The organism is bacterium, from assembly GCA_022763185.1.
Taxonomy (GTDB): domain Bacteria; phylum Bdellovibrionota_G; class JALEGL01; order JALEGL01; family JALEGL01; genus JALEGL01.
In genome coordinates, this window is record JALEGL010000005.1 from 126,862 (window position 1) to 151,485 (window position 24,624).

22 protein-coding genes are annotated in these 24,624 nt (G+C 37.6%); 4 read left to right on the plus strand and 18 right to left on the minus strand.

Annotation, left to right across the window (positions count from 1 at the left end; genetic code table 11):
• The 4 genes from MRY82_02145 to MRY82_02160 form a co-directional block, all read right to left on the minus strand.
• Positions 1-639: a hypothetical protein gene (locus MRY82_02145; protein ID MCI5071729.1), complete on the minus strand. Its 639-nt coding sequence runs from the start codon at positions 637-639 to the stop codon at positions 1-3.
• The gene (locus tag MRY82_02150) at positions 611-1,984 is read right to left on the minus strand and encodes a SpoVR family protein (protein MCI5071730.1); all 1,374 of its coding nucleotides are present in this window, start codon (positions 1,982-1,984) and stop codon (positions 611-613) included. Before MRY82_02150 ends, MRY82_02145 begins: the two co-directional genes overlap by 29 nt.
• 2 nt (positions 1,985-1,986) lie before the next feature.
• Positions 1,987-3,105: a DUF444 family protein gene (locus tag MRY82_02155; GenBank protein MCI5071731.1), complete on the minus strand. Its 1,119-nt coding sequence runs from the start codon at positions 3,103-3,105 to the stop codon at positions 1,987-1,989.
• 172 nt (positions 3,106-3,277) lie between these two features.
• The gene (locus MRY82_02160) at positions 3,278-5,353 is read right to left on the minus strand and encodes a serine protein kinase (GenBank protein ID MCI5071732.1); all 2,076 of its coding nucleotides are present in this window, start codon (positions 5,351-5,353) and stop codon (positions 3,278-3,280) included.
• Positions 5,354-5,616: 263 nt separating this feature from the next.
• Between MRY82_02160 and MRY82_02165 the strand changes: the two genes are divergently transcribed.
• Positions 5,617-7,119, plus strand: a complete 1,503-nt coding sequence (locus MRY82_02165) for a hypothetical protein (protein MCI5071733.1) — start codon at positions 5,617-5,619, stop codon at positions 7,117-7,119.
• A gap of 114 nt (positions 7,120-7,233) precedes the next feature.
• Here MRY82_02165 and MRY82_02170 read toward each other — a convergent pair whose 3' ends face one another.
• The 4 genes from MRY82_02170 to MRY82_02185 all read right to left on the minus strand — a co-directional run bounded on the left by MRY82_02170 (position 7,234) and on the right by MRY82_02185 (position 11,653).
• Complete coding sequence (locus MRY82_02170) at positions 7,234-9,186, minus strand: serine protease (GenBank protein ID MCI5071734.1); 1,953 nt, start codon at positions 9,184-9,186, stop codon at positions 7,234-7,236.
• Positions 9,187-9,284: 98 nt separating this feature from the next.
• On the minus strand, positions 9,285-10,025 hold the full coding sequence (gene tatC / locus MRY82_02175; GenBank protein MCI5071735.1) for a twin-arginine translocase subunit TatC: 741 nt from the start codon (positions 10,023-10,025) through the stop codon (positions 9,285-9,287).
• Entirely contained in the window at positions 10,022-10,354 is a 333-nt protein-coding gene (locus tag MRY82_02180; GenBank protein ID MCI5071736.1) for a twin-arginine translocase TatA/TatE family subunit, read from the minus strand. The genes tatC and MRY82_02180 overlap by 4 nt, the downstream gene beginning before the upstream one ends.
• A gap of 165 nt (positions 10,355-10,519) precedes the next feature.
• Complete coding sequence (locus MRY82_02185; protein MCI5071737.1) at positions 10,520-11,653, minus strand: radical SAM protein; 1,134 nt, start codon at positions 11,651-11,653, stop codon at positions 10,520-10,522.
• A gap of 476 nt (positions 11,654-12,129) precedes the next feature.
• On the opposite strand from MRY82_02185, the gene MRY82_02190 reads away from it, so the two are divergent.
• The 3 genes from MRY82_02190 to MRY82_02200 all read left to right on the plus strand — a co-directional run bounded on the left by MRY82_02190 (position 12,130) and on the right by MRY82_02200 (position 16,921).
• The gene (locus MRY82_02190; protein MCI5071738.1) at positions 12,130-14,580 is read left to right on the plus strand and encodes a PBP1A family penicillin-binding protein; all 2,451 of its coding nucleotides are present in this window, start codon (positions 12,130-12,132) and stop codon (positions 14,578-14,580) included.
• Positions 14,580-16,295: a SpoIID/LytB domain-containing protein gene (locus tag MRY82_02195; GenBank protein ID MCI5071739.1), complete on the plus strand. Its 1,716-nt coding sequence runs from the start codon at positions 14,580-14,582 to the stop codon at positions 16,293-16,295. The genes MRY82_02190 and MRY82_02195 overlap by 1 nt, the downstream gene beginning before the upstream one ends.
• Before the next feature lie 92 nt (positions 16,296-16,387).
• Entirely contained in the window at positions 16,388-16,921 is a 534-nt protein-coding gene (locus MRY82_02200) for a hypothetical protein (protein MCI5071740.1), read from the plus strand.
• Between the two features lie 6 nt (positions 16,922-16,927).
• On the opposite strand, the gene MRY82_02205 is transcribed toward MRY82_02200, so the two are convergent.
• From MRY82_02205 to MRY82_02250, 10 genes are all read right to left on the minus strand, one after another.
• Positions 16,928-17,134, minus strand: coding sequence for a helix-turn-helix transcriptional regulator (locus MRY82_02205; GenBank protein MCI5071741.1), 207 nt, complete (start codon positions 17,132-17,134; stop codon positions 16,928-16,930).
• A gap of 1 nt (position 17,135) precedes the next feature.
• Entirely contained in the window at positions 17,136-17,816 is a 681-nt protein-coding gene (locus MRY82_02210; protein ID MCI5071742.1) for a hypothetical protein, read from the minus strand.
• Positions 17,817-18,204: 388 nt separating this feature from the next.
• Positions 18,205-18,606 carry an ATP synthase F1 subunit epsilon gene (atpC, locus tag MRY82_02215; protein ID MCI5071743.1) on the minus strand — a complete coding sequence of 134 codons (402 nt, stop codon included), beginning with the start codon at positions 18,604-18,606 and terminating at the stop codon, positions 18,205-18,207.
• Positions 18,607-18,611: 5 nt separating this feature from the next.
• Positions 18,612-20,033 carry a F0F1 ATP synthase subunit beta gene (gene atpD, locus MRY82_02220; GenBank protein MCI5071744.1) on the minus strand — a complete coding sequence of 474 codons (1,422 nt, stop codon included), beginning with the start codon at positions 20,031-20,033 and terminating at the stop codon, positions 18,612-18,614.
• A 34-nt stretch (positions 20,034-20,067) separates the two neighbouring features.
• Positions 20,068-20,937, minus strand: coding sequence for an ATP synthase F1 subunit gamma (gene atpG / locus MRY82_02225; protein MCI5071745.1), 870 nt, complete (start codon positions 20,935-20,937; stop codon positions 20,068-20,070).
• Positions 20,938-20,943: 6 nt separating this feature from the next.
• Positions 20,944-22,464, minus strand: coding sequence for a F0F1 ATP synthase subunit alpha (gene atpA / locus MRY82_02230; GenBank protein MCI5071746.1), 1,521 nt, complete (start codon positions 22,462-22,464; stop codon positions 20,944-20,946).
• The gene (gene atpH / locus MRY82_02235; protein MCI5071747.1) at positions 22,461-23,015 is read right to left on the minus strand and encodes an ATP synthase F1 subunit delta; all 555 of its coding nucleotides are present in this window, start codon (positions 23,013-23,015) and stop codon (positions 22,461-22,463) included. The genes atpA and atpH overlap by 4 nt, the downstream gene beginning before the upstream one ends.
• Positions 23,005-23,493: an ATP synthase F0 subunit B gene (locus tag MRY82_02240; GenBank protein MCI5071748.1), complete on the minus strand. Its 489-nt coding sequence runs from the start codon at positions 23,491-23,493 to the stop codon at positions 23,005-23,007. The genes atpH and MRY82_02240 overlap by 11 nt, the downstream gene beginning before the upstream one ends.
• Positions 23,493-24,053 (minus strand): ATP synthase F0 subunit B, encoded by a 561-nt coding sequence (locus tag MRY82_02245; GenBank protein ID MCI5071749.1) that lies wholly within the window; start codon positions 24,051-24,053, stop codon positions 23,493-23,495. The genes MRY82_02240 and MRY82_02245 overlap by 1 nt, the downstream gene beginning before the upstream one ends.
• Positions 24,050-24,511: a polymer-forming cytoskeletal protein gene (locus MRY82_02250; GenBank protein MCI5071750.1), complete on the minus strand. Its 462-nt coding sequence runs from the start codon at positions 24,509-24,511 to the stop codon at positions 24,050-24,052. The genes MRY82_02245 and MRY82_02250 overlap by 4 nt, the downstream gene beginning before the upstream one ends.
• Positions 24,512-24,624 lie beyond the last annotated feature (113 nt).

Sequence of the window (24,624 nt, forward strand, 5' to 3'; positions counted from 1 at the left end):
TTATTCCAATGAAAACAAGTATATTTTCTTACGTGCCAATTGCCGGCTCAACCATTCTTTATATTCTGCAGCGAGTTCAGATTTTTTTAAAGCTTGTTCAATTTTTATCAAAGCATCTTCTTTATTTTGCTCTACAAAATCTTGTTGATGCTCTTGATAGTATTTTTCAGCTTCTTCTCGACCCACCTTTACTTTAAAGGCAATGTTATCTTTAATAAATTTTTCTTTATCATATTCCTGAAAAAATACTTTTTTCAATATTTCCTGACTTTGCCCTTGTTTGGTTAGCAATTGTTCAACTTTTTCAGTCACCATTGTTTGAAACTTTTTTTCCAGCTTTAGATTTCTTCTTGAATTTTGAGTATCAACCTTATTAAGATAATCTTGAACAATAAAATTTTGAACCATACCATCAATCGCTTTCTGATAGGCTTGTTGGTCAAAAACTATATCTTCTTTTTTATCCAAAAGTTGTTGCACAATCAAATACGGCTTAACATCATACAAAGTGTACAAAGTATTCTCATAAATAAACGCACTTTGATCAACGCGAGTATTTGCATTTATAGGTAAATAGCCACCACATAAAAATAAGGCAAAGAGCATTACCTTACTGCTGATATTCAAAACTTTTTCCATCGTAATAAATTCTGGTTTCTTTTTCACTGACTACCGTTAACAAAGATATAGGCTTCTCCCAACAGAAAAATATATTTTTTAAGGTTTCTTTGGCCCAATCTTGCTTTAAATCTATACCTTCATGTTGATGCTCTAACACAAGTTCTTTACTTTTATCATTTTGATCAACAATATAAATCGGTGGTCCGTGCATGCTGCTTAACTGAACAACAAATTGTTTTTTAAATTTATCAAAAGCTTCTTTAAGTTCAGCATAACTTTTATCTTCATGCACTTCTGCAAACATAAATAATTTGTGCTGCTTGCAAAATTCCATGGTCATAAAATTTTCTATAAAATTAACATCGTTGTGAACTCTTCGTACTTCAAAAATTTTGTCTCTACCCTGACCTAAATTCTTATTCCAATTATTTTTTTCCTGCAAGGAATCACATTCTTCATAATCCTTACCAAACTTGCCTTTATTCCATCTATCTTCAATATCTCTAAACAGCTCAATTCCTAATTTATAAGGGTTCATTTGTCCTTTTGCTGCGGCCATGGTCCCAGCATGGTGATCTGCATACTCTATCACTTCTGCATCTTTTAAAATATGCTGAGTCATCATTTTTGAATGCCAGTAGCTGGCCCAGCCTTCATTCATGATTTTGGTTTGTGCTTGTGGTGCAAAATAATAAGCTTCTTCCCTTAACATCATCATGATTTCACTTTGCCAGTCTTTAAGACTACCATTTAAAGCAAGATAGCCCATGATGTCTCTTTGCTTATAGACTCCATCATCTTTTTTGTTTCTTTTGAGATGCTCTCTTGGCAATTTAAAGTTTGCACTGCCCTGATTTTTAAAAGGCAAATGAATATCAATAAGATTATCCAATGATTTACATACATCAATAAATTGCTCTACCTCATCAAAGCCATATTTATCAATGTAACGTCTGATTCTAGTGGCATGATTGGCCATTTCATCAACCATTTTTCTATTGGTTTTACTGAACCATTGGTTGTTTTTAAAAAAATCTGCATGACCATATACGTGTGCCATCACCAATTTTTGATCAAGCAATGAATTGGATTTCATCAAATATGCAATGCAGGGATCATTGTTAATGACCAATTCATATATTTTAGAGACCCCATAACTGTAGCCTTTGGATAATTCTTCATAAGTCATACCAAAAGACCAATGTGGATAACGGACTGGAAAGCCTCCATAAGAAGCCACTTGATTAAGCTGATCATAGTCAAGCATCTGAAAAATAGTTTTGCAAAAATCCAAGCCATAGGATTTTGCTAAGGCTTCAATGTTTTCTTTAATTTTGGTCAACTCAACATTTAGATTGGCCATACTTATTTTCCTTTACCTAAAAAAGTCTTAATTGACTTCATGATGGCATCTTTATTGGGAATTTGAGAGCTGAGCAAATTATCAAAGTCTTTAATTTGTCGTAAATCTTTAATAAACTGGCCTGATCCATACTGTGAATCCACTTGACCATAACAAAAAAGATTCACCATAGGTAAAAGGCTTTGCTTTAGCTTATCCATGCATTTTTGTGTATCTTCACTGGACCAGTTGTCACCGTCAGAAAAATGAAACACATAAATATTCCATTCAAACGGTGAGTAATCTTGTAAAATCAGTTGTTCACATAAATTATAAGCCGAAGAAATGATTGTACCGCCCGATTCACGAGTATGATAAAACGTATGCTCATCGACTTCTTTGGCTTTGGCATCATGAATGATGTATTTTTTTTCTAAATCTTTGTATTGCGTTCCCAACCATGTATCAATCCAAAAGCTTTCTGTTCTGACAATATCTTTTTGATCTTGTCCCATCGAGCCAGAAACATCCATGATGTAAATAATTAAAGCATTGGTGCTGGGGATGACTTTTTCTTTCCAGCTTTTATATCTAAAATCTTCTTTAATAGGCACAATTAACGGACTATTTTTCTCATACGTCCCCGCTGCAATTTGTCGTTTTAATGCTTCTTTGTATGTTCGTTTAAAATGCTTAAGTGAATTGGGCCCATTTTTATTGATGCTGGCATAATTATGCTTCAATGTTTCTATGCGTTTTTTGGCGCCTTTTTCATCAATATTGGGCAACTCTAATTCTTCCGATAAAATTTGTGCCAGCTCATCAATGCTGATGTCCACTTCTAAGATATGTTCTCCTGCTGTTTCTCCTGCTTTTTGACCTTGACCTTTTTGCTTTTGACCACCTTGTTGACCTGAAGATCCTGCTTTTCCTTGCCCCTCTCCCTGACCTTGTCCCTGCTGTTGATTGGGGTCATGAATAAATCTTGGAATATTGATTTTTGGAATAGGAATAGAAATCATATCTTTACCTTTTCTGCCAATCATCTCACCTTTAGCAATATATTGCTTGAGGTTTTGTTTGATTTTACCTCTAATAATTTCTTTGAAGCGGTTGTGATCAGAATGAATCTTCAGCGCCATTATCGAACCTGCTTTATCTCTTGGAAAACGGAGATTTTTTCGAGCCTCTTCGTTGCAAGGAGCTCACAATCCTCGACGTAGCAAAAGTACGCCTGCGGTTTTTCACTTCCTTGCGCCTCGATTCTCAAAAAACTTTCCGTTTCTTTTATAGTTTCAGTGTGGCAGTCCATATTCATTGCTTAGACTTCACATCTCCTCTGGCAAAAATGGATGCGACAAATTGTAAAACGTCACTGGCACTGTCTTCATTGTAACCGTAATGATTGATTAAACGTTTCTTAACCACATCAATTTTTTTCTGCGTTTCTTCATCAACAACGGAAGAAACCAGGCTGGTTAACTTAATGCTATCTTTTTGATCTTCAAATAACTTTAGCTCCAAAGCTTTGTTCAATCGATCATTGGTTTTGTAATCAAACTTCTTACCATCTAAAGATAAAGCACCAATATAATTCATGATTTCTCGCCTAAAGTCATCTTTGCGAGATTCTGCAATATCTATTTTTTCTTCAATAGAGCGCATCAAACGTTCATCTGGCTCACCTCTTGAACCGGTGTAACTGTTTTTTACTTTTTCATTTTGTGTGTAAGCTTTAACGTGATCTATATAATTAGCACATAGTTTTGATAAAGCGCCATCATCGGTACTAAGAGCCCTTTGCACTTCTGCTTTAACAATATCGGCATATTCTTCTTTAACCACATTAATCAATTCACTGTAGTGCTTTCTGTCTTCTTCATTGGAAATTAATGAGTGCCGCTTGAGGCCACTTTCTAATTCTTTTAAAACCATAAATGGATTGATGTAGTTTTTTTCATCGTCATTGACCAAAGTATTGGATATTTTATCTTGAACATATCTTGGCGATACGCCATCCAAACCCTCTCTTACCGCTTCCTTTCTTAACTCCCTGATATTGTCTTCTGTATAACCAGGAATTGCCCGCCCATCATACAGCTTAAGTTTTTGTAACAAACTCAAATTTGACTTCTTAGGTTGTTCCAAGCGAGTTAATATGGCCCACATGGCGGCCATCTCAAGTGTATGAGGTGCTATATGCTTGTCTTTTAAGCTTTTTTGATTGTAGTCTTTTTGATAAATTTTCATTTCTTCAGACAACTTGGTGATGTAAGGAATGTCTATTTTAATGGTTCTATCACGCAAAGCTTCCATAAATTCATTGCTTTGTAGTTTTCTATACTCAGGCTCATTGGTATGACCAATAATCACTTCATCAATATCGGTTTGTGGAAATTTCTTGGGTTTAATGGTGTGCTCTTGCGATGCCCCCAATAAATCATACAAGAAAGCAACATCTAATTTTAAGACTTCAACAAACTCAACAATGCCTCGATTGGCCACGTTAAATTCACCATCAAAATTAAATGCTCTGGGGTCAGAATCTGAACCATATTTTGCAATCAGTCTATAGTTTATGTCTCCGGTTAACTCTGTTGAATCCTGATTTTTTTCGTCTTTAGGTTGAAAGGTTCCTATACCCACTCTATCTTTTTCAGATAAAATCAAACGTTTGACCACTACGTGTTGCATAACCTTGGCCCAGTCACCGTCATAATAACTCATCAATTCTTGATACACTTGCCGTGAAGCGGGACAAACATCACCCTTGATTTGTATGGCGTCATGATCTGGATGTTTTTCTGCTATTTTCTCAAAAACCTGTGACCTAAATTCTTGTGGTATCAAAAGCAAAGGATCTGCATGCATCGGATCCAACATGGTATCAGTATCCGCCAATACATTGGGAATTTCATTGGGATCTATTTTCCATGCAAAGGTATACAAAGCTCCTTCTGCTGTTTTACTGTAAGCTTCTAGACCTTTTTTAATCATTCTGACGATGGTTGATTTGGATGAACCCACAGGCCCATGTAAGAGCAACACTCTTTTTTCTGGTCCCAAACCCAGTGCTGCACTTTTAAAAACATTGACCAGCTTCATCAAAGAAATATCCAGGCCAAAGACAGCATCTTTGCCATCGTCTATGGGGTCAGAAAAAAAGTGATACTTGGTGATTTTTTTCTTACCATCGATATAGGTTTCATAACCATACGATAAAATCATATCGTAAATCCGTTGATAGGCTGTGCGACTCAACTTAGGATTATCCTCAACCATGTTCAAGTATTGAGCAAAACTTCCTTGCCAATGCTCCTGATGGAATTTATCGATATCATGATGATCATCAATCCATTGTAAAAGATCTGAATAAGGTTGATCTTGCATTGAGACTTTCCTTCCGCTGAGTGTTTATAGTCTGATCTTACTATAATAGTATACGGCTTTTTCAATCCATCAGCAACATTCTATTGAATCTTTATTTGTAAAAAATAAATATTTATCATTTTACTCTGCAATTTTTAACATCTTATACAGCAACTTAAGTTTACACTAACGAGGGATACAAAAGTTGCCGTGAAAAAGCTATCTATTTTCAGACACTTACTTCTAAAAAGCTTTAGGCACGGCTCTTGCTTCTTAAATAAAGCATGAGAAGCCAAACAATACACACAAGATTAAACCTAAATTACTTTAAACATTTTTGCATAGCACTATTCTTAGCAGTCAATGTTGCCTCAATCATGCTTCCCAACCCTGCCTATTCTCAATGGGGTTGCAGCAGCAACCCAAATGCAGATAACGATGGTGATGGCTTGATCAACTCTGAAGAAACTTTATGTGGTACCAATGCATGCCAGAGCGACACTGACGGTGATGGCTTGTTGGATGGTTTTGAAGCTGATGTTATCAATGGCGTATGTGAACATGTTGTTTCTGACCCCACCAATCCCGATACCGATGGTGATAACCTAGATGATAATGAGGAGGTTAACACTCACTTTACAGACCCGCAAAACCCTGACACAGACGGCGATGGCCTAAACGATGCTGAAGAGCTTTTTTCTCACAACACCGACCCACTCAACCCTGACACAGATAACGACGGTCTAAACGATGGGTCTGAAGTGGCTCAGGGATGCAACCCTGTTAACGATCCTGATACGGATGATGATGGCTTATCTGATTTTGATGAAGACATGCATGGAACATCCTGCACCAATCCTGATACCGATGGTGATGGCTTAAATGACAATGAAGAAGCTGATATGAATCAAACAGATGACACTGATCCCCTTAATCCTGATACGGATGGTGATGGCCTCAATGATGGCGATGATCAAAGCAATGGCTGCTTAGCAGCTGCAGGAAATGTTGACACTGATGGTGACAGATTAACAGACTTTGAAGAAGTGATTACCCATGGAACAAACTGTGCAGACACGGACACCGATGATGGTGGCGTTGACGATGGTACAGAAGTCTTGACTGATTTAACCAACCCTTTGGATGGCAGCGATGACATGAATCCATCTTCTGGAAGCGATGATGACGATGGCGATGGCTTAACCAATGATGATGAAGAAACTTTAGGCACCGATCCTCTTGACCCAGATACAGATGATGATGGTTTAACAGATGGCGAAGAAGCAGGTCCAGGCGGTACTGGTACTGACCCTCTTGATCCAGACACAGACGGTGACGGCCTAACAGACGGTGATGAAGAAAACGATGTAGGAACAGACCCTCTTGATCCGGATACAGACAACGGTGGCGTTGATGATGGTACGGAGCACACACAAGATGGAACTGACCCTTTAGATGGAAACGACGATCAAGTTGGTAGCGGCAATGATTCTGATGGCGATGGCTTAAGCGATAACACTGAAAACTTAATGTGTACGGATCCAAACAATGCTGATACCGACGGTGATGGCGTCAATGACTTCATAGAAAATGCCTTGGGCGTTGACCCTTGTGACGCCGGCCAAAGTTTGACCATTGAAGGAAGTACAGGCCTTGCAAGTGAAGGAAGATCAGGCAAAGGCGCCGACTGTTCATCCAATACAAGTTCACCTACTGGCTTCATTCTCTTAATATTGATTATCATGGGTCAGATTTTACAAAGAAAGAAACAAAGATTTAACGCTTAACTCAACGACACGACCTGCACCAAAAAAGAGATATTCTAAAAAGAATATCTCTTTTTTAGTTTCATCTTCATCAACAATACCCTCAAATAAAAATAAGAAAAGCAACATTCTCAACTATTGATTGAGTTGAAAAACCTTATCACAGGTGCGTTTAACATTTTTTTTACTCTTTGCTCCGCCCATAAAGCATTGATACCTTAGAATACTTTTTGGTTTAGCCTTCTCATCAACCAATAATCTTTGCAGATAGTCATCATCATCAACGTGTACTCGACCATCATCATCACCCTTTCTTGCAAAAACTTTCTGCAAACCTTCCTTGTCCTCTTTTTTACTTTCAGGATGTGCAGCATACAACCGTCTCACATAAACCGAAGGCAAAGCGTCTTTTTTTTGGTTAACAGAAATCACTGCTATTTGTTCTTGTTTTAAATTTAATGCATGAGAGTTACCTATCTCTATTATTGTTTCTTGGTCTAAAGCATAAGGTAGATTCAACCTTAACTTTGAATTTCCTTGTGTATCATCAATACTTGCAGGTTTTTTAGCGTTGATTTTGAGTTTGCTGATTGATTGTGGCAAAAACTTCTTGGGCAAAGCCAAAAACTCTGTCCAAGCATCTAAGTCACCATGATAGCCCAACACCAACTTAGGTGCTTTTATTTTATAATAAAACAACTCTAAATCTGAAAGCCAGTATGGATTTGATCTAATTTCACAAGCTACACCCTTGGGTGTTGGTAAACAGTGGGTATAAATCACTGCTTCAAAAGGCTCAACTAAAAACGCAGACGATGTCCAATGCCTACCATAAGCATCTTGCCATTGGTCAACTTTGCTTGGATTACCCAAACTTACAAAATGCAACTTTTGCTCTGCAACCGTAATATAAGGTTGCAGTGCTTTTAAAACCAAATCAAAATACAGTTTGGGTTTCTTGATAAACTGTTGAAGACTGTATTGATCCGGCTTATCAATATAAACTTCACCTCTAATATCCTGAAAACTGTTACCCGCCACTTTGAAAGTAATATTTTTATCTTTGCTGTATTCAATGGATTCAAAATCTTTATAGTCAGCAACAATCCAGTCTTTGGCGGCTGTCTTTTTTAGCTCCAAAAACCATGTGCCCGTTCTTTGAGCATGCAAACGTGGCAGAATTGATCGGTCATGCGGAAAAATATCATTCTTAAACTTTTTCTCAAACACTTTTCTTCTTGCAACAATCCCATCCAAATACGCTTGACTTGCCTGATCTGCAAAAGTTAAAAATGCCTGCGGTAGTTTTTCTTTATGTTCCCAAACGCTGAAAAATTCCTCAGCGTCGTCACTCTCTACAAGCTTCCTATCATAAAATTGTGCCATTTTATTTTTATCTTTTTTTAATAGTTTAATCGGTACTGAATAATTTAAATTCTCATTGGCAGACTTGCCAATAACAATGCCAATAACCTTAGCATTTAAATCAACTAAGGGACCGCCACTGTTTCCAGGCGATGCAGGTGCTGTAAAACGAATGTACTTAAAATCACCTTTGTATTCTTCATCGGTGTATGAGGTAACCCTACCTTTTCTCTCTACCACACCCTGGCCTAAAGCATTACCAATTGAAAAAACAGTTTGACCCACTTTGCTTGCTTCAGAAACATCCAAAAACTGCATATCTTTGGGATACGATTTTAAATTAAAAACAATATAGTCTCTACGTTGATCATAGTGCAATACTTGATCAATCTCATATAAATTATCATCTTTATCACGCAGCTTGATGTCTTTTAAGTATGTTTTTTTTAGATGCAAATCAAATACATGCGCTGCGGATACAATGGTCTTGTTATCTATAGCAAATGCAGTTCCAAAACTTTCATACTTCTTTGTTCTAATCGCATACGGCAATTGATTGTAATTAATTTTTTTATCGTACTCAATATTCTTAAATTCAAGTGTAAATGGCTTCACCACCTCAAACACTGCTTTTCGTATTTTTAAAAAATCCTTTTCCTTAAGATCTTGTGAAAACAAGCCAGGAACCGCTAACAAAAGAAAAGTTAACACCCATCTAAACATTGCCCGATGCTAATTCAGATCCTATATTTTGTAAAGCCCACTTTTAGCCCTGCTTGAGTTTTCTATTGACAAAGCCATACAATTAAAATTTGCCATGATTATTTTTTAACTGGAAACAAGAGTAAACAAACACAACTCATCAAAAGGTAAATAATATACAAAGGTACGGCCATCAGAATCATTGAACTCACATCTGCCGGGGTTAGCAAGGCTGATAAAACCAGCACTATAATCAAAACGCCTTTCCAGCTTCTCAGTAAATCTTTAGAAGAAATTAATCCAATTGCAACCAAAAAAAACACCAATAACGGCAGTTCAAAGGCCAAACCAAAACCCAGCAAGAGCATGGATGCAAATTTAAAATAATCCTGCATGCGTATATTTTGCGCAATCAGCTCGCCCTTTGTTACACTCAGTAAAAACTCAAAACTTTTTGGAAACACAAACCAGTAACCAAAAACAGCTCCCCCAATAAAAAAAAGACTGGCCAAAGCTATGCCTGGGTACAAAAACTTTTTTTCTTCTGGTTTTAATGCCGGCAATACAAAACCTAAGATCTGATACAAAATAAATGGAAAAGAAAAAAACACCCCCGACAAAAAAGCAACTTTAAGATAAACCATAAAACCTTCTATCAAGGTAATATTTTGCAAGTTGGGCATTGTGCCGTAGACATTCATATAGGCTTGATCAAATGGTATCCGTAAATATCTAAACAAAGGTTTTGAAAAAATATATGCAATAAGCATGGACACCAACAAAAAAAGAGCGCTTTTGATTAATCGGACACGCAGTTCAGCTAAATGTTCAAAAAACGTCATAGAAACTTTTTTACTCACGTTTCTTCCTTTTTGACATCTTGATTACCCTGATCCGAATAGCTTACACTATTTTTTACTGAATCAACTTCACTTTTTACTTCATCCAGCATTTGTGTCGATTCAGAGCGCATATCTTCAATCTGCTGCTTCATTTCTTTAAGCTGCGTCTCTCTCTCAATTTGAGCAAACTCTTTTTGAACAACGGTTTTTACCTCATGGGTCATTTTTTTAAAGTGCTTAAAAATATAGGCTACTTTTCTTGCTATCGCTGGCAATTGTTCTGGCCCATAAAACATCAAGGCAAAAAGTAAAATACACAGAACTTCCCATGTCCCTATACCAAACATTGCTGTCCCTTTTTTACTGTATAAAGAGCTTTGCCATAATCAATCATTCAATTTACTGAGATACCCTAAAAAAAAAGGACACGCAACATGTTGCGTATCCTAAAAAGCTAAACCCTCAACTTAAATCTGCTCCTAACTAAACTGAAGTCACCTTTGGGTCAATGACTAAGCATTGGCTGAAGCTGTTCTAGACCGTGTTGTTTTACGTTTTGTAGAAGATGTTTTTTTCTTTGAAGAAGATTTTGCTAAAACTTTCTTTCCTTTTTTTTGGGATGTTGTAGATTTTTTAGCTGTTGCTTTTTTACTGGTTTTCGCTACTTTTTTCTTCTTACTTGTCTTGACACTTTTTTCTTCTGCATCAGAATCTTCTTTTAAGGTCATGAATTTTTCTACAGCCTTACGTAGCTTTAAACTTTTAGGATCTTTTCTCAACTCTGTCAGTAAATCCATTTTCTTTTTAGGATCACTTTCATCATAAAGCATGCCATCCTGAGTCAACAAAAGCTGTGGGAACAACCTTGATTTTTCTTGAAAAGCTTTGCTTACAAAAGAAATTTTTCCCATAGCATTTTTAAAAATAAATGTTGGCACAGGGTCTTCATTTTGTAGTGGACTGATTGGAGTAAGAATCTGGTAAGAATCAATCATTTTTTTTGCCTCAATGATACCCAGTTTATTCTCTCTCTCTTTATAGGCATCACCTTCACTGGTAATAGGCAAGTACTCCATAAAGCATACATGTATTTTTCTATCTTTGATTAACCTTGCAAACTGAACAATTTCATCGTTATTAATACCGTCAAACAAGGTAATATTGATTCTAATATCTGTAAAGTTCAGTTTCTCTACTTTTTCAATACCATCTAAAACACGGTACAAGGAATCGCTGCCTGTAATTTTTTGAAATTTTGCAAAGTGCATGCTGTCTAAATTGAGCGTTACTTTACGCAAGCCATATTTTCTTAAAGCATCACCAAAGGCTTTCAAAAACGTTCCATTGGTAAACAGTCGAACATCTTCTATAGCCTTATGGGCAAAGGCTGACTTAACAAAATTAGCAGCATCTTTGCGTAAAAGGGGTTCACCGCCTTTAATCAAAACTTTACGAACGCCTAAATCGCCCACCATTTTCACAATCTTGCTGACGTCTGATGGAGTTATTTTTTGTTTGTTGTGTGTGAGATCTAAATTTTTTCCTGTAGCCTTACAATAAAAACAATTTAAATTGCAAGAACCCGTAATGGATAGTCTTAGGGTGTCAATGACAGTAGGTGAGGAATTAAAAATACTTGCAGGCATAAACAGCGAACACTCCTTCTCAGTTTTTATTACTCAGAGATAATACAATCATGTCAAGAATGCATCATCTTTTCTTTGTGTCTAATCTAAACTGAAGCTATGAATCAAGCTCCACCTTAAAACACTTGCTGTTGATCATGACATAAAACATTAAAAAATATTTTATGCCTATAATTTGGGCTTATGACCAACGATGCGTTGTATAATTGATTTTAAGACAGCTTGTCAAGTGAATGATTTTAACCTTTATTTAAAAGGGTTTTAGAGCCATACTTTGATTGGTTAAAAAAATATTGCTTTTAAGGTTTTGAGTCGCAAAAATAAAAACTCTATTTCACATTTTTCATATAGACCAAATGATACTGCAACGACAAGTCAACCATCACCTCCAACAAGCCAGCAAAAAGCCTGAATAAAATTTACTGACTTCCATAAAAATTCAGCTTAAAAGCTATAATTCTGATATAAACGTCAACGTGTTTTCAGAATATTACAAACAGCTTTCACTTAAAATCAAAATACCTCTTTTTATTATTACACTATCCTTCAGTGTAGGCTTACTTTTTTTAAGTTATATTTCTTGGAACCTTCCATCTGTAAAATCTTTAAAAAATTATCAACCCTATGTTGGTTCAGAAGTTTTTACACGTGACCAAGTTAAAATAGGTGAATTTTATAGTCAGCGTCGAGTTTTTCTGCCCATAGAAAAGATTGAAAAAAAGGTCATTGATGCATTTTTAGCAGGTGAAGACGCTAATTTTTACAGCCACTCTGGTATATCTTTCATGGGCATTATGCGTGCGGCCATTAAAAATTTTGTTGCTGGTAGTTACAAACAAGGAGGAAGCACCATAACCCAACAGGTTGCTAAAATTTTACTGCTTTCTTCTGAAAAAAAACTGATTAGAAAGTTAAGAGAAATTTTATTGGCCTTTAAGATTGAACGCAGTTTGAGTAAAGATGAAATCCTAGAGATTTATCTCAATGAAATCTATCTTGGCGATAGTGCCTATGGCGTTCAGGCTGCTGCTCAAACTTATTTTGGTAAAAACTCTTCAGAGCTTAACCTTGCACAAATTGCTATGATTGCTGGTTTAACCCGTGCTCCTAGTAGAGATAACCCACGAAAAAGCCTTGAAAATGCACAAAACAAAAAGAACTATATTTTAGGCCGTATGCATGATGAAGGTTACATTGATAAGAACACTTTACAGCTAGCCTTAAATGAGCCTTTACAGCTTGAATCTGCATTGGATTTAAACTTAAGGTACGCTCCTTACTTTGTTGAACATGTTCGCAGAGAAGTGATGGCAAAGTATGGTGCAGATGAAGTACTTAAAAAAGGCTTAAAAATTTACACCACAATTCATTCCAAAGCTGCAATAGCTGCGCATGAAGCCATTAAAAAAAGCGTTGTCCAAATAGATAAACATCAAGGTTATCGTGGGCCTATTGCCAACATCGAAGAGTCAAACATAGAAGAACTCTTAGCAAAACTAGAACAAGACAACCCGGCACAACTCAACAATGATCATATTTATCAAGCCTTGGTCACGGATGTTGATGATAAGAAAAAAACTGTCAGCATTGACCTTGCTTTTACGCAGGGTACGATTGACTTAGAAAATATGGATTGGGCAAGAAAACCCAATGAAAATGTTTATTGGGCCTATCATAAAATCAAAAAACCCTCTCAAGCTTTAAAGAAAAATGACCATATTTATGTACAGTGGCTTAAAGAACAAAGCTTTACTCTCTATCAAAAGCCTGAGGTACAAGCTGCTCTTATCGCTGTTAATCCTTTTAATGGCATGATTGAAGCTATGGTTGGCGGCAATGATTTTGAACGTAGTGAATTTAACCGTGCCATACAAGCAAAACGTCAGCCTGGCTCCGCATTCAAGCCTATTGTTTTTGCCTCCGCTTTGGAAAAAGGCTACACGCCGGCATCTGTTATTGTAGACTCCCCCATTGTTTATGATGATCCAGCGCTACAGACCATTTGGAAACCTAAAAATTATGCCGGGGAATTTCATGGTAATACCATTTTTAGAGATTGTTTGATTCGCTCACGCAACATTCCCAGCATTAAAATCTTACAAGATGTTGGTATTCCACATTTAAGTAATTTTGCCAAAAGAATGGGCATCAACACGCCTTTAGAAGAAAACCTATCTCTAGCTTTAGGCGCTTCAGCTATAAGCCCACTAGAATTGGTCACTGCTTACAGCGTTTTTGCTTCTGGAGGGCAAAAACTAAAGCCAACACAAAGCATTATTAAAGTTGTCAATGCCCAAGGTGATGTTCTTGAGCAAAACTACTCAGACGAAGTGCTTGAACAAAAGATTCCTTACCCTGACCCCTACACCAACAATACCATTGATCCTGAACGCTATGAGCAAGCGCTTAATTCTATTATAGAAGAAGACACTGATTTGCCTGATGACTATGCCATGTCGCCACAGCACGCATATATCATGACCCATCTCCTCAAAGAAGTGATCAGTGTGGGTACTGGTGCAAGAGCAAGAGACATTGATAGACCTGCTGCAGGCAAAACTGGAACCACCAACGACAACCATGATGCCTGGTTTATAGGTTTTACACCGCAAATGGTTAGTGCCGTATGGTTTGGTTACGATGATGCCTCATTAAGTCTAGGTGTACTTGAAGATGGAGGTAGGATTGCCAGCCCCGTTTGGTTAGATTTCATGAAAAATACTTTAGAGGGTAGCCCAAGTGTTAATTTTACAAAACCAGAAGGCTTAACTTATGTTGAAATTGATAGTAAGACTGGTTTACTTGCATCCCAAGCCAGTGAAAAAACCGTTAAAGAGTACTTTGTTGAAGGCACTGAACCTACACTCAGCAATGAAGAAAAGCCCGAACAAAGCACCTCTTCTCAAGATTTCTTTATGGATGAATAATGCTAAAACGTCGTTGGCAACTTACCCTTTTTCTCCCTTTAACTGTTGTTTTTTTTCTCAACAGCTGTATTCATGTTCAGCAAAAGCCAAGTCTGATCAATCTAAAAGAAAATAGCTTTCATGATGAAGAAAAACTGCATGATCTGTATCAAAGTTTTTGGTTTCCGCCATTATCGGACAATGCTGCGCTCAATGTAGGTATTTCAACCCAAAAAAATAGCATTGAATTTAAAACGCTTGATCATAGCAAATTCCTCATTCTCATTAACAATAAACCTTATATGATTCAGTCACCCAAAAACACACATTGGATTGTAGACTCTGTTCAAACTGTTCGACCGGCGTTAATCAGCTACTACCCAAGCGTTGCTACACAAACATTATGGCAAGCTTCGCCAACAGCTAAAATGCAAAAAAAACTTGGCCTGTGGAAACAAAGAGGTTTTCCACAAAGCCGTTGGATCCGTCAAAAAAATTCTCATGCCCACATGAGCCAAAAGAGTGCAAAGCAAGTTTTAAGTTTAGGCCAATACTCAAGCTATGAGTCTGCAAAAAATATATGTATTATGGTTAGACGGAAATACCCAAACCATTATTGCCGGGTCATTCAAAGAACCGATATTCCAGCCATTGGTAAAGCCAGAATAAGAACAGCCAACAATGATTTTAGCACTGACTTTGATGGAATGATCAGCATTGATGTCAATACCAATACAACGCTAAAAGTGTTTAACTCCGATGTTGATACTGCAGTCAAAGACAAAGCCATGCAAGATCAGGACTACAGAGGCCATTTTTACATTGTCAGCAACAATCAGTCTAAGCTAGATCTTATACAAAAAACCACCTTGGGCAATTACCTTAAACATGTTGTTCCAGCTGAAATTTTTCCCAGTGCCCCACTTGAAGCTCTAAAAGCACAAAGTGTTATTGCCAGAACTTATACCTTAAAACATTTTGAACCCTTAACTGGACAGGCACCCTATACCATCTGTGGCGACACCCGCTGCCAAGTCTACAGAGGCTTTGCATTTGAATCTGAAAAAAGCAACCAAGCAATTAAACAAACAGACTCTATATTTTTAATGTATCAAGACAGCTTTGCAGAAACTTTTTATCACAGTATGTGCGGTGGCCATACTGAAGATAAAAAAAATATTTGGGGCAACCCCACAATTCCATACTTAACAGGCATCAACGATACCATCAATAACCCCAAACCCTTAAATTTACAACATTATGTCAACACCAAACATTTACTTGAACAAGACAATAAAGCTTTATTTTTTTGTGGTCATACGCCTTATAGCCCAGATAAAAATTGGTCTTGGCAAAAAAGTTTTAGCAGTCAATATCTTATGCAACAACTTCACACGCAAAACACCATTCGTCATATAGAGATTGTTAAACGGGGTCAATCCGGTAGAGTTTTAAGCTTAAATATTGTTTTTCATAATGGTCAAAAACATTTGCTCAAAGGCGAGCTCAACATCAGACGTTTTTTTTCTGGGCTCAAGTCTTCCTTATTCACCATTAAACGTTATTGGCATAAGGGCCAGGCTCACTACCTTTTTACCGGTAGAGGTTTTGGGCATGGTGTAGGCATGTGTCAAACCGGTGCCATTGGCAGGGCTGAACATGGACACAGCTATCAACAAATTTTAAGCGCTTACTATCCAGGAACACAAATTTATACTCCTAGCCAAGAGAAATAAAAGTTTGGTGGTTTTTTATACTCTTTTTAATCCAAATACCGATTAACTTTGAGAAACTTTTAAAATAAAAGTGTTTTTGATAAAATAAAATAGTGGCAAGTTCTGATGAAAAACTGGAACAACGATTCGACAAACTTAATTTAGAGCTGATTTATTTAGGACAAAGTTTTGAACGTTATTTCTGCGGTAAAGACCCGGTACCGCCGGTGGTTAAGCTTAAAAACTATAAAACTAAAATTAAAGTACTGACCCAAGAAAAATTCAGGGACAATGCCCTAAAATTTAAAGTTAATAATTTATTTCAAAAGCTTCTTGCCTATGAAGCAAACTGGAAAAAGAAATTGCATTTAATTGAGTTGGGGTTAACTTCAACAGGTAAGAAAATAAAAACCAAAGATGAAAAGCCTTACTTAAGAAAAGCTCAAGAAGATCAGCTTTATAAAGATTTTTTAGCCAGCCAAAAAAAAGTCTCGGGCAAAGCCATTGATAAAGATCAATTTCTCAGCCATATCAAAGCACAGAAGAAAAAATTAGAGGAGCAAAACAACATTGATGATGTATGGTTTAAAATCACCATAAAAGATGGCAAAACTACGATCAAAGCCTATCGTAAAAATGCTGAATAAAATTATTTATTCAGCAATATAATCTAAAATATCTCCTGGCTTACAGTCCAAAACTTCACATATTTTTTCTAAGGTAGAAAAACGTATGGCCTTGGCCTTGCCAGTCTTTAAAATAGACAGATTTTGTATGCTGATCCCAACTTTTTCTGACAGCTCATTCAAAGACATTTTCTTAATGGCCATTTGTACATCTAGATTGACTTGAATTGGCATATTATATGACCAACTCACTTTCTTTTTCTAGTTTTTTATTTTGAAGATGAATTTTATTCTTATGTTCGTAAAGAACTTTAAAAACACTAAATAAGATATAAAGTATAAGTACCGATGTAAAGTTAAGATGAAAAAGGTCTAGAATATTGTTGTACCACGCATCCCTATTCAAACTTGCATCTTCATTGTAAAATATTTTTCTAATTTCCTCCATATAGAGTACTTCAATCAATAGAGAAAGAACCGCAATTAAAATTTTAAGTATCAAGGTATTTTCTAGTAAATAAATTATGCGCACTAAACTATTGCCTAAACAATATTCATCACTATAACTGGTTTCAAAAGAATATATATCTTTGAGTGCTTCATTCAAACTTTCAAAAAATTTACTTATTAGGTTTATTTCTACGGTAACAAAGAAGAATGCAACTAAAAGTCCTACAGCAAAAAGTGGCGTGTGATAAATATAGCTTTCCACAATTTCAATAAGCTCTTTGAAATCCATTGTTGGTTTTACTCCTGTAATAAAAATTTTTAATATAAAAACTGATGTTACAAAAGTAAGTACAAGCATTATAAAAAATAAAAGCCTATTGATTTTTGATGCTAACCAAAATAAAAGCGATGAGCCTTTGATAACTCTACTCGGGGAAAGAAAGTTTCCTAAACTAAATCTATTCATATCAATCAACAATCACACAATTCAATAATAAGCAACAAATATTTAATGAATAACATTAAATATTTAATAAGTATCATTTTCACACAAACCATGTTTAAAGCGTGAAGGCCTTGAGGGCGCAAGCCCGATCAGCCGAGCGCTTAAACATGGTTTGTCTAGCCCTTAATAAAAAAGGGGACACGCACCTACGGTTCATGTCCCCTTCTTACTCTTTTCTGTTAGTTAAATTACAATTTTAACAAAGCTTCCAGCCAATCTCGCTCTTGATATAACCCTTCACGCTCATCTGGCCTTTTAAGGGAAAATCACTTTTCCCTCACCAACAAAAAACGTCGTTTTTGTTGCTTCACCCTTTGTGCAGAACTTTATATAAAATAAAGTTCTGACTTCAGAGTTTTAACAAAGCTTCCAGCCAATCTCGCTCTTGATATAACCCTTCACGCTCTTCTATGCCCACTTTTTCTGAAACCAGTTTGGCTTCTATGTCTTTGTGCTCTGCTTGAACTTGATCAAGGTCAATGTCTTTTTTGAATTTGGCGTCATCGGCCAACAAGCGAATGTGATTTTGGTTCACTTGCAAAAAACCAGCTTTCACCGCAACTTTATGAATTTGGCCTGCATGTTGATACTGTACCAAACCAGTTAAAAGTGTACTCAACAGCTCTGTATGGCTTTCTAAGACTTCCAGTTCACCTTTGTGACCGGGAATACTCACTTTTACACAGCGAGTATTCACCAAACTCTCAGCCGGTGTTACAATTTCAAGGGCTATTGCTTCTTCATGTGCCATTGTGCTTATGCAGCCTCTTCTTGCGCCATTTCTTTAGCTTTGGCCAACACGTCTTCAATGGTACCTTGCAAATAAAATGCTTGCTCAGGAATATCATCATACTGACCGGCAACAATTTCTTTAAAACCTTTGATGGTATCTGCTAACTTTACATATTTACCTTTCATACCGGTAAACTGTTCAGCAACAAAGAACGGCTGAGATAAGAAACGTTGGACTTTACGAGCACGCGCCACCAACAACTTATCATCTTCAGACAATTCATCCATACCCAAAATAGCAATGATGTCTTGCAAGTCTTTGTAGCGTTGCAATACTTTTTGCACACTCATGGCCACTTCATAATGCTCAAGACCAACCACTTGTGGGTCTAAAATTCTTGAGGTTGAATCCAGTGGATCCACCGCAGGATAAATGCCCAACTCAGCAATTTGTCTAGACAATACTGTAGTTGCATCCAAGTGTGAGAAGGTTGTAGCCGGCGCTGGATCTGTTAAGTCATCCGCAGGCACATAAATCGCTTGCACGGAGGTAATAGAGCCATTCTTGGTTGTGGTAATCCGTTCTTGCAAACCACCCAAGTCTGTAGCCAAGGTTGGCTGGTATCCTACCGCTGATGGAATACGTCCCAATAACGCAGATACTTCTGAGTTGGCTTGGGTAAAACGGAAAATATTATCAATAAACAACAATACGTCCTGACCTTCTTCATCTCTAAAATACTCAGCAACGGTCAAAGCTGTTAAACCGACACGGGCTCTGGCTCCTGGAGGCTCATTCATTTGACCATAAACCAGAGAGGTTTTTTCCAAAACGCCAGACTCTTTCATCTCTAGCCATAAGTCATTGCCTTCACGGGTTCTTTCACCCACGCCGCCAAACACAGAATAACCACCGTGTTGAGTTGCAATGTTGTTGATCAACTCCATGATCAACACAGTTTTACCCACACCGGCACCACCAAACAAACCAATTTTACCGCCTCTAGAGTACGGCGCCAAAAGGTCAACCACTTTAATACCAGTTTCAAAAGCTTCAACGCTGGTATCTTGTTCTTCATAAGTAGGAGCAGATCTGTGAATGGGTAAAGTTTTATCGGTTTTAATTTCACCCGCAGCATCAATAGGCTGACCAATCACGTTTAAAATTCTTCCTAAAGTTTCTTTACCTACAGGCACTGAAATGGGGGCGCCTGTGTTTTTTACTTCCATGCCCCGGACCAAACCTTCTGTTGAATCCATGGCAATGGTTCTCACGGTACCTTCACCAATATGTTGGGCAACTTCCAAAACCAGGTTATCTGCTTTGTCATCAATGCCGGGATTGGTGGTGGTTAATGCTGTTTGTACTTGTGGCATATGTCCTTTTGGAAACTCCACATCCACAACAGCTCCGATGACCTGTTTTATTTTTCCGTTTTCTTTCACTTTTTCAGCCATTGTCATTGTCTCCTTTTATGTTCTACCCTAAAGCTTCTGCACCACTGATAATTTCAACAAGTTCACGGGTAATATTGGCTTGTCTTACTCTGTTCATGGTTAAGGTTAAGTCATCTATCATTTCACCAGCATTTCTGGTTGCTGAATCCATGGCTGCCATTCTAGCACCAAATTCACTGGCCAAAGAATGCAAACATGGGCGGTACACTTTAACGTCCAAAGCTCTTGGAATTAAGCTTTCTAGAATTTTTTCCTTACCCGGTTCAAACAAGTAAGGTTTTTCTGCTTGTTCTTGATCTCCAACAGCGCCTTCATCTTTTTGTGTTGCCACCAAAGGTAACACGGTTTCTACCTGAACTTCTTGAGTCATCACTGAAATAAACTCATTGTAAATAAAAACGATTTCATCAAATGTTTGCTCTACATAAAGTTTTGATAACTCTTTGCTTAAGTTTTGTGCAGACTCAACACTAAAGCCTTCCCAAAAACTTGCGTCACTTTTGTAAATTCTATCTTTGTATTTTCTTGCAAAAAAACCGTCGGCTTTTTTACCAAAGGTATAAAGTTGGACACTGTCCTCTTGCAACAACTCTAAAGCTTTTTTAAATGAGCTTGAATTGAATGATCCGCACAACCCCCGATCCGATGAAAACACCAAAACCAACTTTTGTTTTACATCTCTTTTGTTAAACAAAGGGTGTTTTTGTAAGCTTTCATCTGATGATAAATCTGCAAAAAGCTCTGTAATCACCTTACTGTAAGGATTGGATTTTTCTGCTGCTTCTTGGGCTTTACGCAAACGAGCAGCCGCCACCATCTTCATGGCTTTGGTGATCTTTTGCGTTGATTTAACGCTTTTAATGCGTTTTCTTAAATCTCTAACAGATGCCATGACGTTTTATTTTTTCACCTCAGGTTTAAATCTGTCTTTGAATGCATCCAAGGTTTTTTGAATTGAAGCCTTGGCATCATCGCTTAAGTTCTTTTCTTCCCTTAACAACCGTAAAGTTTCTGGCTGCTCATCTCTTGCAAAAGCAATCAATTCTTTTTCATATTGTGGCAATGCCCATAGCTCATAGTCATCGACATAACCGTTAATGGCGGCATAAATTACCAGAACCTGCTCTTCTACAGGATAAGGTGCATATTGACCTTGCTTTAGCATTTCAACCAAACGCGCACCTCTGGCCAATTGCTTTTGTGTAGAAGCATCCAGATCAGAACTGAACTGCGCAAAAGCAGCCAATTCACGGTACTGGGCTAACTCTAGCCTCAAGGTACCGGCCACTTTTTTCATGGCTTTAATTTGTGCATTACCACCCACACGAGATACCGATAAACCTACGTTAATCGCTGGTCTTACCCCGGAATAAAACAAATCAGACTCAAGGTAAATTTGTCCATCAGTAATAGAAATCACGTTGGTGGGTACATACGCCGATACGTCACCGGCTTGCGTTTCAATGATTGGTAGAGCGGTTAATGAACCACCACCCAAGTCATCATGCATTTTAGCTGCTCTTTCCAACAATCTTGAGTGCACATAAAACACATCCCCTGGATAAGCTTCACGTCCTGGAGGTCTTCTCAACAACAAGGATAATTGTCTGTAGGCAACCGCATGTTTTGAAAGATCATCATAAATGATCAAGGCATGTTGACCGTTATCTCTAAAATACTCACCCATTGCAACGCCAGCGTAAGGTGCCAAAAATTGTAGTGGCGCAGAGTCAGATGCGTTGGCACACACCACTGTGGTATATTCCATAGCACCTTCTTTTTCCAACTTATCCACCACTTGTGCAACCGTTGATTGCTTTTGACCAATAGCCACATAGATACATTTAACATCTTGACCTTTTTGATTGATGATGGTGTCAATGGCTACGGCGGTTTTACCGGTTTGACGGTCACCAATAATCAATTCACGCTGACCTCTTCCAATAGGAACCATAGAGTCAATGGCTTTTAAACCGGTTTGCATGGGCTCTGTCACTGGTTGACGGCTAACAATACCAGGTGCCTTTACTTCAGCTCTTCTGGTTTCACTGGTTTTTAAATCACCTTTACCGTCAATGGGTTGTCCAAGAGCATTTAAAACCCTTCCTAAAACTTCCGGTCCAACAGGCACTTCAGTAATCTTTCCTGTTCTTTCAACGGTATCTCCTTCACGAACATGGGTATCATCCCCTAAAATCGCGGCACCAACGTTATGTTCTTCTAAGTTCAAAGCCAAGCCATAAACACCATTTGAAAAAGACAACAACTCACCAGCCATTGCTTTTTCTAAGCCGTGAATTCTTGCAATACCATCACCCACTGAAAGGACTGTTCCAGTTTCAGACACAGATACGCGCTTGTCGTAGTCTCTGACATGTGATTTTATAACTTGAGAAATTTCTTCCACACGAATACTCATGATTTCATCTCCTTTTGTAGGCTATTGAGTTTGCCTTTGATTGATGCATCGTAAATAACTCCATCTACTTCTGCCTTTAAACCGCCAATAAGTGCAGGGTTCACCTGAACATTCAATAAAACATCTTTGCCTAGTTTTTTAGACAATGCATATAAAACTCTTCCTTTTTGATCATCACTAAGATCAAATGCACTGGTCACATTCACCGATACCTTTTGCTCACTTTTTAAAATGGCTTCGCGGTATGATTTGACAATCCCAGAGTACAAATCAAAATGCCCCTGGTCCACCAACACACATAAAAAGCGATAAAAAGGTTCTTCCAAATTAAGCTTATTTTTAAGTTCTTTTAAAACTTCATGCTTTTCATTGGTCTCAAACGCAGGGCTGGACAAAAAATTCTTTAACTCTAATGAAGATTCAATCACCTGCTCAAAATCTGCAAAGTTTTTATCTGCTGCATTGATCAAATTTTTATCGTCCATTTCAAACAAAGACTCAAACAATGCAATACCATAACCTTGGGCAAAACTGGCTCTATTATCTGCCATGCTTCATACTCTCCATTTCTTGTACAAAACCCTCTACAAAGAAATCCTGATCATCTTGGGTCACTTTTTCTTTGAGTGTTGTTTCAGCTTGCAGCAACGCTTTGGCTAAAGCATCGCTTTGCAAAGCTTTCTTGGTTTTTTCTAACTCTTGATCAGCCATAATTTTAGCTTGGGCAATAATTTTTTCAGCATTCTTTTTGGCACGCTCTTCCATATTTGCTTTGTATTGTTCGCCTTTGGCTTTGGCATCGGCAATGATTCTTTCAACCTCTTGGTCTAAGCTTGCCAACTTGCTCTGATATTCATCAAACATCGCTTGGGTTTGCTCTCTTAGCACTTCGGCTTCTTCAATATTTTTTTTCCAACTGTCATGCTTTTCATTGAGCATGGCCTTAACAGGCTTTTTACTGAGCATAACCAAGCCAACCATTAAAATGGCAAAGTTAACAACGACTGAAATTGCTGGTAAATGTTCCATCAGCTCACCGCCTTACGCATTGCTTTTTTCAAAATACCACCTTTACGCTCCGAGCGGACAAACTTGCCGACAATTTCTTCAGATAAACTGGAAATCTCTTTATTCAGCCCAGCACGTGCTTTTTGCGCTTGCAGAGTGATTTTTTCTTTTTCTTGTTCTAAACTGTCTTTTGCTGTCTGTCGAGCTTGAAAAACAATGTTTTTTTCTATTTCTTCACCCTCAAGCAATAAAGCATCACGGTGACTTGCTGCCTTAATTCTAGCTTCCTCAATACTTTGTGTATATTGTTCTAAAAGTCGATCGGATTCTAAACGCATCTGCTCCACTCTATTACGTTTTCCCGTGGTTGCTTCTTCACGTTCTTGAAAAATCTTAATGTAAGGAGCAAACAAAAAATTCTTTAAAATAAAATAAAAGGCAAAAAATAAAACCCCTTGAAAAACCAAACCATGTGGAGCTTCTAAGCCCATCAAGCCCCAAAGGTTAATTTTTTCAAACAATTTAGCAAACAGCAAAAACAATGCTAGCAATGCAATAATATGCCTATTTTCTTTGATCACGCGTGCCCCTCATCTTGTTGGCTGAGTTTATCCTCTTTGTTCTCTTCTTGAGCCAAACCATTAAGCTCAGTTTTTTTTGACATGCTCATTTTTCCATCAAAAATCGCTCCATCTTCTACAACAACACTGCTGGCAAAGATATTGCCTTTGACATGCGCTGTAGACTGCAGCTCAACTCTGGTTTTGGCTACAATATCACCTTCAACTTGACCCGATATGGTTACAACATCAACATTGATGCTGGCCACCACCTTACCTGTAGGACCCACAACCAAGTGCGCTGGAGCAAACACTTCGCCTTTAAACAAGCCATCAATGCGCACAACGCCTTCAAAACTCAACTTACCTTCAAACTCACTGCCCTGATCTAGGATTGCGTTAAAACCGCCGCTTGAGAGCCCAGCGCTTCCCTGAGCGTTGCTGACCGTTGACTTGCTATCGTTTTTTAAAAATCCCATGGCTTTGTTCTCCAGGCTGTATTGCCCCCAACATCAAAGTTTAGGTGCCTAATACGAAGATAGCGCCCACATGTCAAGAAAGAATATGATTCAAAAAACAAAAAGGTTTGTAT